A 12,898-nucleotide genomic window follows, 5' to 3' on the forward strand; every position below is an offset into this window, starting at 1 on the left:
AATGCTTGAAAAAAATCATTCTAGTGCTAATTTTTATAAAATCTTTATCAACATAACTAAATAGTATACAATATGAAACTCGTTTATTGACTGATGATTTTGAAAATACAGCAGGTTATTTTTTAGAGCTTGCAAGTGAACAACGATTAAAAATACTTCATAACTTGACCATCAAATCTTTTGGTGTTACCCAACTTGCAACGAAACTTGATGTTACTGCTCAAGAAGTTCATAGAAATCTTGACCGGTTATCAAAGTCTAATTTCACAAAAAAAGGAATGCATGACAAATACGAAATCACTACTCAGGGAAAAATCATGCTATCTCAAATGTCTCTTGTAAAATTTCTTACAAAAAATAAGAAATTTTTTGAAAATCATAATCTGCAATTAATTCCATCAAAATTTACAAAGAGATTAGGTGTATTGGGTGCATCTGAGCATATTCGAGGAGTTACCAAAGTACTTGAAAAATGGACATCAATTTACAAAAATGCTGATAGTTACATAGCAGATATTGTATCTGAATCCCCACCTGGAATGATCAAACCCCTTGTATCTAGAATCCAGAATGGTATAGAATACAGGCATATCGTATCTAATAATCTAATAGAGCCTGAAAATAGAGAAGAAATCCTCAAAAAAACTGGCTATTACAAACTGGTCCAAAAGGGAAAGATTCAACGAAAAACTACCAAAACAGTCAGTACAATTGTATTACTTAATGAAAAAGAATCAGCTGTGATATTTCCATCTACAACAAATGAACCTGATCTTAAACATATGTTTTACAGTAAAGATTCAGCATTTCATGAATGGTGTATTGATTACTTTGATTATATATGGAAAAAATCAAAGGCAATGAGAACAAAATCTAACTAGTGTTTTTGTACTTTGATTCATATCCTGCTAATTTCTTTACAGAATGATTAATTCTTTTTACAACATCTTGATTTTCTGCACAAATTTTTAGACGTCTTTCTTGAATATTTTTAATTGATTTTTCTGATAATTGCTCTAGTCCAGAAAAAGAAATAATCAAAGTCTGTAGTTTTTTAATATTCTTTTTTAACTCCTCAGAATCTTTTTGTTGAATTTGTTTTTGCATTTTTATTTTTTCTATTAACAGTGAATTTTTTTTGTTATGTGATTTGTTCTTGTTTGTTTTTTGCAATTTTTTTCTAGTTTTTACAGTTCCATGAAGTTTGGATAGATTCTTTTTTCTGACTTCTAGTGGATTCAATTTAGTTTTCTTTCTTTTAGGTACACGTAAGTTGTGTCCAATTTTGATTTTAGGTTTTTTTATATTCATAATTCTAATGTGGAAAATAATTCTTGTTTACAATATCTTATTGTTTTTAGATCCTAAAAGAAACCATTAGCTAATCTCTTGATATTAAGCTGATTAGCTTATGAGAAGTAATTAGTATTGCAAAATGACATAATTCATGACTGATTTTAAGCACATTCTAGTGCCATATGATGGTTCTAAGAACGGACTTGACTCAATAAAAGCTGCATCAAAAATTGCAGGTAATTTAGGAGGAAAAATTACTGTGTTGCAATGTGTAGAAAAAAAACTTCCAAAATTTGTCTTCTTTAAGACAAAACAAGACAGGGTTGATGCAGCAAAGGATGTGAATTCTGCTGAAAACAAGACTTCAAAATTCAGAAACATTGCAAAAAAATATGGTGCAAATGTAACAACTAAACTCAAAAAAATAGATGACGATCCTCACCAACACATCATAGACTATGCAAACAATAGTGATGTTGACTTGGTAGTTATGAGCCCTTCAAAAGAAATCAACACTACTGAGATTCACCAAAGTGTTGTTGATAAAATTTCAAAAAATATCAACTGTTCTATGTTGAGGGTGCAATGAGCTGTTATCTTCCTGAATGCCACTTAGATGATCCGTGTGAGATTTGTAGTAAAAGATTTGGGAAACCTACAAAATTTTACGAAGATTAATTCTACTATGTTTTTTGCAATATTTCTACATGCGAATTATTTCTGATTCTTTTTTATTTTTGTTTGACCTAGTTGAATGACGTACTTTACCATTACAACATGGACACCTGGTAAATTTTTCTTTGTAATAGTAGCCACAATTTCTGCAATGACACCCTCCTAAATTATATGCTGATTTTTTAGGTAACCATTGAAATTTATTGCAAATACTTTTACAGCTTCCTACTCCCATTTGGTTAATTTTTAATTTAACTTCCTTCCTATATTGTTATCCTGTAAGAACTTTTTTTATAATTTCTGAAGGTTTTTCTTTCCGTATGGTATTTCACCAACTAGGTTTTACCTACAAACCTTGTGACGGCAAATGATACTTTATTCTTATAAATTTAAACTGTATGAATGATTTATTTTTTAAAATCATCTTAGATCTTTTTTATTGTAAAACTTCTTTTTTGTAACTGATGCAATAAGCTCACATTGATATGAACAATATGTAATATCTCTTTCAATAGTTCTTCTTCCACAACACAAACATCTATTAAAATCCATTTTTTATGCACCTAAAGCAATACATGCACATTCTAAAGAACAATAGTTACTTGCACGATTAGAGAATTTTTTAAAACAATACTTACATGTATTTTCAAATCTTTGTTCTTGGGTAGATTTTATGGAAGTTTTATTCATTTTTTTAACAAATAATTATTGTAAATTAAGGTAGTTTCTGTTTGACTTGGTTCTGAATGAAATCAACTAGTTACCCACTTCTGAATTTTACTCAAAAAATTCCTTGATTATATTCACGAATACATTTGATATGGTATGAAACAAACTTCGTCACAAACCAAAGTTTTGCGTAAAAACCAAAATTCTAGAAAAAATCACAATCTTAGATATCATCATGATAATAGCTTTATCTATGTAGAATGTCCATATTGTGGATCACTAGACAGCTTTCTTTTTTGGTCTCAATCAGATACAATTGGACACTGTCAAGATTGCTCTAAGAACTGGATAGAATACCACGGGATGGTGTGGATGTTTTGACTCTGATCAATCAAGATAACTGTACTCATTTTGCATCAGTTAGGATGCCTGGATTGAAGAATAGGCGTGAATGTATGTTGTGTCACAGATTTTTTGAGGAAAAAAGTAATTGATTTGTGGAAACTGTGACAATACCATATCTTGGAGAATTTCTGATTGCAACAAATGTGATTCAAAACAGCCGAAAAACTGTTTGATGAGATAACAATATCTGCAATAATCTGATGATACGTATGCTACTTGGGAGATACGAATTTGAAAATTGTTCATCATCTATCATCTACACAAAAAGAATGTGACTATATCCCGAACTTTTGGAAATTTCAAGCGTATCGGGTGTAAAATATGGTCTTGCCTTCATTTCAACATTGTAAAGGTCACTGTAAACACTGTATTTAGTAAAAACAACTAAAATTCTAAATCCTAAAAAAAAGAAGAGGTCTGGCAGCTAACCAGGAATTTACCATTCAAAGGGTTCGTCATCAAATAGTTTTTTCTTCCTTCTACCCAACCTTGCACCTCCTCTTAGAACTATCTAAGTAAAAAGAAGGGGATGATTCCATTCTACACCAATCCTCCTAACATTACTCTGTAAGAGTAGAGTTCTTTTCTAAGATCTTTTTTCTCTTTAATGCTTTTTCCTGACATCTTGTTGAGAATCTCATTGTATTTTTCTAATGCTTCATGTCTTTCAATTAGCTCTGCCCCTAACGTGTTACCGTCTTTTGCTTTCATTACTGCCCCAAAGTGAGAACAATCTCCTTTCTTGATACTCTTGTTTACTCCCAAATCCTTTTGATCAATATCTGACTTGAGAGTTACTGCTGCTACTCCCAAATTATAATCATCTGCACATACCTTGACTAGGTAAACCCAGTATCCTTGTTTTCCTTTGTATGGCTCTGCCTTGGTTTTTGTGACATATTCTTCTACTGAACCATCATGACCATAGTATGTTATTGCATTTCCTGGTTGGTATACAGAAAATAATAGACTTGCAATGGTGAAAGATGCAATTATTGTTGTTAATTTTGTTTTCAAATTTTTCACCTATTTGAAACTCTCTAGCAATTCCTCATCAAACTGCAATGCTATTCTCTTCTTTTTGAAGCGGCTTTGAACTACATCCATTACTTGGTAAAACAAATTATCATTAGGAGTATTCATTTAGAAAACACCTCTCAAGTCTTCCCAAGTAAGAACTACTGTTCTAGTTGGTTCTGTATTTGCTGAAAGTTTTATGCTTTCTTTTACTGGTATGCTTTCAACCAGATTCTTTTGTGGCTCGAGTTGCCTTGTCTCGTTACGAGACATTATTAGAGTTGTGCTCATGAAAGGAGAAAGTCAAATTTTGGTATTAAGGCAGAATATTTTTGTCTAAATTCTGTTTTAATCAAACCAGTTATTCTAAGCGTAAAAATAGTCATCTAGTTGTCTTAGCACGCATAAATAGTCAAACCACTTTGTACCTGTATGGGACTATCTAATCCAAATCTTAATGGATTACGAGTCTTTTCTCCCTCTTCAATCTTGGATAATTCCCTTGGGTTCTTTGAATTTTTACGATATGATACAAAAGCCCTAAGAGATGATAGTACTATTCTCAAAGATGATTTTCTAGACTTAATTCCAAAGAGTACAAAAATAAAACAAGCATCCAAACTCAAAAAATCTGAAATTACAAAACAGTTTGAAGAATTTTCAAAGAATTTGGATAGAACACTATTTGTTAAAAATACAAAAGATGAACTCTCTGATATAAAATGGACAAGAATAGATAATTTCTGCAAACTATTACGATTAATTGAAAGAAGTGATGAACGAAAAACACGATGGGCATTATATCATATTTTTGCAACTGGAAAAACAAGAATCTCAAAACAAAATCTAAATGATTTACTACAAGATTTTAAGATAAAAAATCTAGATAAGATTCTTGCAAAAATAATCAAAGCTGAAACATTATCGGGTCTAGATGCAACATATGATGGAAAGACTTTTGTCATAAATCATGATTCTGGAGACAAATTAGTTTCTCATTATTTGGCTGATGCAATTGAAGAACCATCAAGACGTTCTCCAGGAGAACTTGAACAAGAGATATTGGAGTTAATTGATGAGGGTTCTTACTCTAACCAAGAAATATCTCAAGCACTATTACTTGATGAAGGACTAGTCTCAAGAACAATCAGCAAACTACGTGATCAAGATAAAATCACCCTTTCAAGCTTTGGTCAAAGAGGAGCAAGATACTTTACTACAAATTGTGATAACTGTCCATTTGGAACAACAAAGGCATCATGTAGAAAAGAGGCAGTATCTTACATCGCATCAGCATTTATGCAAGACTTTGGATTGGATCTTTCCGCAAATGACTTTGATTCTGTGGAATCTAATCAGGCTCTTCTAAAAATAAAAAGAATTGTGATGATGGCAAGAAAGGAGAAAAACACCAAACTTGAGCGTAATTTGGGCGAGAATCTTGAGGTTTTACTATCCAAAGTAGTTGATAAATTTACTGAAATTGAGACTCCTGATAAAAAATCCCCTGGTATTCCTGAAATTAAGATGGAAGTGACTTCAAATATCTCAAAACTTCCAATGTTGTATCAATTAGGTCTTAAGAAAGGGGCTGTAGGAGGAGTTCATCTAATGGATGAAATGCTTCACTTGGCATCAAAGTCTATCAAAAAAGAAGATAGATTGAAGATCAAAAAACATGCGCTAGGTGAGACAAACAAGTTCCTCAAAAATATAGGACTTGATCAAAAAGATTCTAGCTAGTTTATTAGAAATCAACCCCAAACACAATCGAATCTAAAATGAAACATTATCTTGTATTGATTGTCTTTATGTTGTCGCTTGGTCTGTTTTCATTATCTGTATTTGCTGAAACAATTTCAGTTGATAAAACAAAATACATTCTAGGTGATACTATGATAGTTACAGGAAACCTTTCATATGCTGAAGGTCATTTTATAGGCCTACAAATTCTTAACCCCTCAAAATCAGACATTGTAATGATTGATCAATTCTTACCTCAAAATGATGGAACTTTTTCAAAATCATACAAAACTCAAGGAACAAAATGGAGTGCATCTGGCAGTTACACAATAAAGATTGTCTACAATGAACAAGTTTACGAAAAGACATTCCAGTTTGAAAAAGAATCTGCAACAGAACCTGCACCAAATATTAGCACTGAAACAAAACCTAACACTGAAACAGAATCTACTGAGTCCACTAAAGAAACCAAAACCCCTACAAAATCCACAAAATCAAACAATGAAATTCCTCCAGAAGATCCAAAATTATGGGTAAAAGGATTCCCTGATCCTGCTAAATCTCCAAATTACTATCTGGATAGATATGCAAATGATCCTGAATACAAGGACTGGTTCAAGAAGACCTTTCCTGGGCGCTCACTATCTGAGATAGTCAGTTATCCTATAACTCACATTGAGGGATTCCCTGACAACAGCAATCCTCCATGGTACTATGTTGACAGATACTACAAAGAAGAAGTTTATAGAGACTGGTTTGACTCTCAATTCCCAACCCAGTCAATCTATGAGGTGTTGGGATTCCCTGAATTTTTCTTTGAAAAAGTTCCCAATTGGGTAAAGAACAATGCAAAATGGTGGTCATCAGGTTTGATTTCTGATGCAGACTTTCTTGCTGGCATTGCATTTTTGATAGATGAGGGTATTTTGCTTGTACCTGTAGTGGAATCTGATTCTACTGACGTTCCCAAAGTCCCTCAATGGATTAAAAATACATCTCAATGGTGGGCCGATGGGCAGATTGACGAAAATGAGTTTCTAAAGGGAATTGAATTTCTAGTTGCAAATGGAATAATTCGTGTGTAAATGAATTGATTTGATTCAGGATTAAATCAACTAGTTTATCTTCTTAAAGTTTAACGCAAAATTCTCCTGCCTTAATACCAAAATTACATTCATTGATTTTATGAAACTAAACCAAACCTCAAAAATCGGAGACAAATCAAAGGTAGCAAAAAAAACAATTAACACAAAATACCTTTCCTTGATGGCATTAACAGCAATATTTGCCATATCTTGGATATTTCCAAACATTGGTACAGTTGACGCTGTATCAATTATGGGAGGAACAGGTGATTGGAAAATCTTTTCTGATACATCTAAAGTTACAGTCAAACCTGATGGAGCAGTGCAGATTACTGGACAGGTTTTGGCTTGTCAAGGACAGGCAATGCCATACACTTTCTCAATAAATGGAAATGAGATTGTTTATGACTGGACAGGTGTTGAAAAAGTAAAATGCCCTAAAAAATTAAAGAATGGATCTTATGAAACTAGAACATTTGAATGGCACCATGTGCATATGGAAGTCTGGGAAGGAAAAGCTGACAACATCAAAGACACACACGAAATGATGCACTCCAAAAAAATAAAGCCTACAAAACAATCCACAGATACTTCAAGCTTAATGAAGGCTGGTGACAAATTGAATATCAAAGTTGCATTTGTCTTTGTTGAAGAAGGAAAAAGAAGATAAAAACAAAAAATCTGAATCATTCATGAAATGACTGTTGCAGTATCAGAGCCTGATTGATTCTTTCTCTTTACTTTCTTTTAATTATCAAAAACCATGTTTTTATACAAACAATATGTCAAAATAATGGGTAATACTTTGAATCGTAAATTTTTACTATTAATTCCTGTTCTGATGTTTGTTGGAGTTGGATTTTATTCTGTATCTGCTGACTCACTTATTCCATCATGGGTAAAAAATACAGCACTTTGGTACGGTGAAGGCTCTGTCTCTGAACAAGAGTTCTTGGACTCTATGCAATATCTGATTAACAACAATATCATATTCTTAGACAAGGAGGAAAAAGATGAGATACTTGATCCTGTTATTGAATCCGATAATGTAATTGTCACCAAACCAAGAATTAACCAGTGCTCTATACTATATCAAGCATACAAAAATGTTGGAAAATTACAATTTGTTGCAAAATATGACCATATCACTTTCATCAATACATGTGTAAAACTATACCAGGATTCTGTATGGAACTATCAGGGAGAGGATAGAGTGGACAAACTCAATGAAAGATTTTTAGAACTTAATCAAACAATCAAAGAGGAGCGAGCAAAACTATCTTACACTCCAACAGTTACAATTACATCTAAAACAGACATTGGCCAGGGAAAGTATAATGTGAAATTTAATGCCTGTGCAGGAGATGAAAGAATTGACAAGGCAAAAATCCTTGTAAAATCAGACATTGAAGCAATTCAAGTAGGTACTAGTAAAGACATTCCAGAGAACTCTTGTAGAACATATGTGACACAACTATATGCAAACAACCCTGCAAACATTAAAGCTAGTATTTTGTTACAAGTTTACGAAGAATAGTCTCAGTAATTAATCCTTTTTAGGTATAACAAACCTACATAATCATGAGGGTTCTTAGTTTTATTGTAATTTTCTTAGGAGTCATTTTGATTTCTGGAACTTTTTCGTCATCATCTTTTGCTGATGTTATTAGTCCCAGATTACAAGCACAGCTCAATTTTACTCCTGATCAAGTCGTTTGTAATGAAGGTCTAGTCAAGTTAATCAAAAAAACTACTGGTGATGCATCTTGTGTAAAACCCAATACTGCTGAAAGGTTGGCTGAATTAGGTTGGTCAAATCCATTATCTGAAAATAAAGTTGAAGAAATATCTGCTAAAAAATTAAAGAAAGGTGAACCCGCAGGAACTATCAAAACAATTGCAACACTCAAACAGTCAACTAAAATCATCAAAGGAACTATGACTACAGGAATTACAGGATATGCTTATGTCTTTGATGCATGTGCTGACTCAAAAGCAGTTAGAACTCCTGAAATCTTTGTAGAATCTGATAGTGAAACTAAAAGTGTAAAGCTTGGAAGTATGTTAAAGGCTAATTCTTGTTATACCAGCTCTGTGATTGTCAAGGCAGCAGATCCTGCTTCCATCTCTGCAACTCTGCTAAACAAAGGAGGAATATCTGAAAAGATTTCTTCACTAGAGTCTCAGATTACCAATTTGAAAGAAAGAATTACTGCTGCCAAACAAAAAATTCCGCTGGATGGTGAGCCAAACCCAGAAAATTTGAGTAGCATTACATCCCTTAAAAAAGATCTAAAGAGTCTACAGGATCAGCTTAGAAGATATTTGATGGTGTTGTATGTGCCTCCATCAAAAACAACTGACATTGTAATTCCAAAATCCACCACTGGCAAACCTCTTGAAGGGATGAGTGTAAATCTTGTTTCAGTTACTGAAAGTGTAGCAAAACTGGAGTCCACCAATCCTGATTTTAAGAGATACAATGTGGTCTTTGAGGCATGTACAGGAAAAGAACCTGTTCGATTACCAATAATCACAATCGTATCTGACTCTACCTCCACTACTGTAAAACTGATTGACAGGATTGTTCCAGATTCCTGCCAAGTTGGAGTTGCAAAAATTAATGCTTTAGATCCTGCTTCCATTACTCCTAAAATTGATACCAATTCTCAGGTCTCTGACGTAATTGCTAATGTGGAAAAACAAATTGATGAATTACAAACAAAACTATCTGCTGAGAAAAAATCCCTAAACACACTGACTTCCAAGAAACTAGATGCTGCAGGTGAAGAACAAGCCACAGAAATAGTACAAAATATTGAAAAATTACGTCTTGATCTATTGGAGAATCGAGCAAAATTGTATGGACTTTTGTTAACAGTCTGATAGTGTCATTTTTCAAAAAACCCCACTTGATTTAATTCTCAATAAAGTCAACTGATTATCTGTTTGTGGCTTTATGACAAAAAATCCATATCTTATATCTGATTTTCATCTTATTTGTTTTATGAAAATAACCCAAACTCAAACAGTTGAGGATAAATCATAGGAGGTGGAAAGAAAAAATGAAAACAATCCTTACACTATCTATTATGGCAATCTTGGCAACAGGAGTTACTGCTCCTGCGCTACAGGAAGCTTTTGCTTTCAAAGCAAACACTTCTGAAAAACTATCTCCAAAGGCATATGGTCAAAAAACAATCAATGCAAAATGTGGTGAAACAACATGTTTTGTAAAACAAACTGCAAAATCTGAATCACTCAGCCAAATTGAAAAGAACCTAATGTCTGATCCGAGAATCCAGAAATACATAGAACGATACCAATACGCTCATGGAATCACTCCTTAAATGAGCAACAATTTTATTTTTTAATACCTATTTTTACGCATACAACTCATAAATGTAGAGAAAAATCTCTTATTTTATGGCAGAAGATATTGTAAATCTACCCATTCAACCCTTAGGTGAATTACTAAAAAATGACATTCAACTTCAGATTTCATTAATCTTTTTGATTGCAGGAATAATTGCAATTGTTTTGATAAACAGAAAAGTTTCATCCATTCTTGATTCTAAAAAATTTAGTTATACTAGACCATTTGCAACAGAATTTGTAAAAAAAATTCTACTGCCGTTATTTGCAACTGCTTTGATTGTATCAGTTTCTGCATACATCCAAGTCTTTGAATTATTTGACACACAAACTGCAATAGATGCTGCAACAGCTGATACTGAACTTACTCCTAGGGAATTGTTTGCAAAGATTCTTGATACTTTTGTAATTTTGGTAATTGGATATACCATTGCACACCTTATTCCAATAATTCTTGCAAACAATGAAGCAAAAAAGATGGAAAAATATGATTATCAGGAATGGATTCACCAGAGGGGTTTTTCAGATGATAAGGCAAATCTATTTCACCAATTATTTGAATGGACTCCTCCAAAACATGGACCTTCTGAAATGCCTGAAGAAGAATATCAGGAAAAACTCAAGACTGTTGAAGGAAAAAAGTTTCTAGAAAATTATTACACATCAAAAGGTGTTCCAATTGGAAGCTTTAAACAAATAAAACCAAAAGCATTTGAAATCTGGAAAAAATCTGAGAGAGAAAAATATGCAAAATACTTTGATGATTGTGTTAGTGGCAATAATGAGGCAGGACAGGTTTTACGTACTGGAGTATTTCCAAAAGAGATCTATACTGTATCTTTATGGAGAGAACAAAAAAGAATTTCAAATTATGAGCCAATAGTTCCTGGAGCCCGCCCTCCTGGATGGGCTGAACGTCAAGGTCAGGACACACCAAAATCCTTCAAACAAATGATTCCTCTTATCACCTTCGTTGGTGTACTCATAGGAATTGCAGCCTGGTGGGAGGTTGACTTGGTTGTAGTAGCTACTGCCAGTGGTGGTCTTGCTATTGGAATCGGATTTGCATTACAAGAAACAATGCAAAACTATTTTGCATATCTTTCAATTAAAAAAGACAAGATATTCGTTGAAGGAGATAGGGTCAAACTCGATAATGACTATGTGGGAATTGTCCATACAATAACTCCTAGAGTGACATACATTAGACATGGACTAAACGAATCTATTGCAATAATTCCAACTAGACAATTAATTGCAGCAACAATTGTAAACTACTCCAAAGACACTGATTTTATTCCTGCAATAGTTGATGTTGGAGCTTCCTATCTTAATGATCCTGAGCAAGTAGCATCTGTATTGATGAAAGTAGGAAATAGAGCAATGAATGAAATCACTGATGTTAGAGGACGACATTTGATTGTACAAGAAAAATGTCCCTACAGAAACCAACACCAACCAAGCTGTGGATGTGACAAAAACATTCTAGTTGACTTGGATCAACCACGAGTCCGAGTTACCAATTTTAACAGCTCTTCAATTGATTTTGCAGTTTGGGTATTTGTTAGAGATTATGGCTCACAGTTTAAGGTAAAAAGTGATATGAGAATCATGATTATCAAGGAATTCAAGAAACATAACATTACAATTCCATGGCCAATACAAACAGAATATCATTCTGACATAAATCAAGAACAACAAGAACTGGATAGAACTGATCCTGTCCGACAAAAAACTCTCAAGGAATATGGAACAGGAGATTTGAATTCCTCTGATTCTGGAATCTCTAAACCTTAGTTGATTTCATTCTGAATAAAATCAACTGGATTATTTCAAATTAGTTTTGTACAATTTCTCCCTGCCTTAATACAAACTTTGTAGTTACTTTATTCATGAAACAATTCATGTTACATGGCAAAAAACCCCGACCATCATCCATGGTTGGAAGTGATGCCAAAAATACACTTCCAACCACGTCCTACAACTGGACTGACTTGATGGGGTTGTCTTGGGTTTTCAGAGAGGATTACGCTTAACTGATAGGAGGAGGTGAAAAGAAAAAAATGAAAACAATATTTGCATTATCAATCATGGCAATCTTGGTAACAGGTGCAGTAGTTCCAGCATTACAAGAAGCATATGCCGCAGCTCCAAGCTCTCACGGTGAAAAAACAAAATTAAAGATGCCAAACACTGACAACGAACCAAAAACACACAAAGGCGGTTTTGATGGACTAAAAAAAGAATCAGTAAAGACTCTCAAAAAAGTTAGTGAAAACAACAAAGCATTAGAAATCTTCAAAAACTTATACAGACTAGGATAATTTTTTAACTCCTAATCTTTTTCATTTTATCCAACTTGTGCATAAGAAAACAAATTAGAGATAAAAATTATTTCAAACTTTTTTCAAGTAATTCATTAATGACCTCAGAATAACTCACTGATCTTTGCTCAGTTTGAATTAGTTTTGCTTGTTTTGTTCTTATCTTCTTGTCTAACTCATCTTCAATCATCATAGTTACTCTTTTACTCATTATGGTATTCTCATTTCATCATTATATCATGGTTTTGTGCCTAAATGGGGCTGGAATAGTGTCTAAAATGGTTGACTACTAGTCGGCTCCTCTGTATT

At 33.3% G+C, this 12,898-nt stretch carries 16 protein-coding genes; 11 read left to right on the forward strand and 5 right to left on the reverse strand.

Annotated elements, in window-relative coordinates:
- Window positions 1-86 precede the first annotated feature (86 nt).
- A complete protein-coding gene (locus tag ACQY22_RS06980; RefSeq protein WP_428323979.1) occupies window positions 87-881 on the forward strand; it encodes a helix-turn-helix transcriptional regulator in 795 nt (264 codons plus the stop codon).
- Here ACQY22_RS06980 and ACQY22_RS06985 read toward each other — a convergent pair.
- Window positions 874-1,311, reverse strand: coding sequence for a hypothetical protein (locus ACQY22_RS06985; protein ID WP_428323980.1), 438 nt, complete (start codon window positions 1,309-1,311; stop codon window positions 874-876). The genes ACQY22_RS06980 and ACQY22_RS06985 overlap by 8 nt on opposite strands.
- Before the next feature lie 136 nt (window positions 1,312-1,447).
- On the opposite strand from ACQY22_RS06985, the gene ACQY22_RS06990 reads away from it, so the two are divergent.
- Entirely contained in the window at window positions 1,448-1,885 is a 438-nt protein-coding gene (locus ACQY22_RS06990; protein ID WP_428323981.1) for a universal stress protein, read from the forward strand.
- Window positions 1,886-2,391: 506 nt separating this feature from the next.
- Here the strand turns inward: ACQY22_RS06990 and ACQY22_RS06995 are convergent.
- The 3 genes from ACQY22_RS06995 to ACQY22_RS07005 all read right to left on the reverse strand — a co-directional run bounded on the left by ACQY22_RS06995 (window position 2,392) and on the right by ACQY22_RS07005 (window position 4,335).
- A complete protein-coding gene (locus ACQY22_RS06995; protein WP_428323982.1) occupies window positions 2,392-2,523 on the reverse strand; it encodes a hypothetical protein in 132 nt (43 codons plus the stop codon).
- A 1,062-nt stretch (window positions 2,524-3,585) separates the two neighbouring features.
- Window positions 3,586-4,062: a hypothetical protein gene (locus tag ACQY22_RS07000; RefSeq protein WP_428323983.1), complete on the reverse strand. Its 477-nt coding sequence runs from the start codon at window positions 4,060-4,062 to the stop codon at window positions 3,586-3,588.
- A gap of 126 nt (window positions 4,063-4,188) precedes the next feature.
- A complete protein-coding gene (locus tag ACQY22_RS07005) occupies window positions 4,189-4,335 on the reverse strand; it encodes a hypothetical protein (RefSeq protein ID WP_428323984.1) in 147 nt (48 codons plus the stop codon).
- A 159-nt stretch (window positions 4,336-4,494) separates the two neighbouring features.
- Here ACQY22_RS07005 and ACQY22_RS07010 point away from each other — a divergent pair, with 159 nt between their 5' ends.
- The 9 genes from ACQY22_RS07010 to ACQY22_RS07050 all read left to right on the forward strand — a co-directional run bounded on the left by ACQY22_RS07010 (window position 4,495) and on the right by ACQY22_RS07050 (window position 12,589).
- Complete coding sequence (locus ACQY22_RS07010) at window positions 4,495-5,805, forward strand: hypothetical protein (protein WP_428323985.1); 1,311 nt, start codon at window positions 4,495-4,497, stop codon at window positions 5,803-5,805.
- 38 nt (window positions 5,806-5,843) lie between these two features.
- Window positions 5,844-6,890, forward strand: a complete 1,047-nt coding sequence (locus ACQY22_RS07015) for a hypothetical protein (RefSeq protein WP_428323986.1) — start codon at window positions 5,844-5,846, stop codon at window positions 6,888-6,890.
- Between the two features lie 100 nt (window positions 6,891-6,990).
- Complete coding sequence (locus ACQY22_RS07020) at window positions 6,991-7,560, forward strand: hypothetical protein (RefSeq protein WP_428323987.1); 570 nt, start codon at window positions 6,991-6,993, stop codon at window positions 7,558-7,560.
- 135 nt (window positions 7,561-7,695) lie between these two features.
- Window positions 7,696-8,427 carry a plastocyanin gene (locus tag ACQY22_RS07025; protein ID WP_428323988.1) on the forward strand — a complete coding sequence of 244 codons (732 nt, stop codon included), beginning with the start codon at window positions 7,696-7,698 and terminating at the stop codon, window positions 8,425-8,427.
- Window positions 8,428-8,471: 44 nt separating this feature from the next.
- Complete coding sequence (locus ACQY22_RS07030; protein WP_428323989.1) at window positions 8,472-9,776, forward strand: hypothetical protein; 1,305 nt, start codon at window positions 8,472-8,474, stop codon at window positions 9,774-9,776.
- Between the two features lie 179 nt (window positions 9,777-9,955).
- On the forward strand, window positions 9,956-10,240 hold the full coding sequence (locus ACQY22_RS07035) for a hypothetical protein (RefSeq protein ID WP_428323990.1): 285 nt from the start codon (window positions 9,956-9,958) through the stop codon (window positions 10,238-10,240).
- Window positions 10,241-10,316: 76 nt separating this feature from the next.
- On the forward strand, window positions 10,317-12,062 hold the full coding sequence (locus tag ACQY22_RS07040) for a mechanosensitive ion channel family protein (RefSeq protein WP_428323991.1): 1,746 nt from the start codon (window positions 10,317-10,319) through the stop codon (window positions 12,060-12,062).
- A gap of 95 nt (window positions 12,063-12,157) precedes the next feature.
- Complete coding sequence (locus ACQY22_RS07045) at window positions 12,158-12,301, forward strand: hypothetical protein (protein ID WP_428323992.1); 144 nt, start codon at window positions 12,158-12,160, stop codon at window positions 12,299-12,301.
- Window positions 12,302-12,328: 27 nt separating this feature from the next.
- The gene (locus tag ACQY22_RS07050) at window positions 12,329-12,589 is read left to right on the forward strand and encodes a hypothetical protein (RefSeq protein WP_428323993.1); all 261 of its coding nucleotides are present in this window, start codon (window positions 12,329-12,331) and stop codon (window positions 12,587-12,589) included.
- 67 nt (window positions 12,590-12,656) lie between these two features.
- On the opposite strand, the gene ACQY22_RS07055 is transcribed toward ACQY22_RS07050, so the two are convergent.
- On the reverse strand, window positions 12,657-12,800 hold the full coding sequence (locus ACQY22_RS07055; RefSeq protein ID WP_428323994.1) for a hypothetical protein: 144 nt from the start codon (window positions 12,798-12,800) through the stop codon (window positions 12,657-12,659).
- Between the last annotated feature and the right edge of the window lie 98 nt (window positions 12,801-12,898).

The sequence above is a fragment of the Candidatus Nitrosopumilus sp. genome (assembly GCF_965263415.1).
In the GTDB taxonomy this organism is placed as follows: Archaea; Thermoproteota; Nitrososphaeria; order Nitrososphaerales; family Nitrosopumilaceae; genus Nitrosopumilus.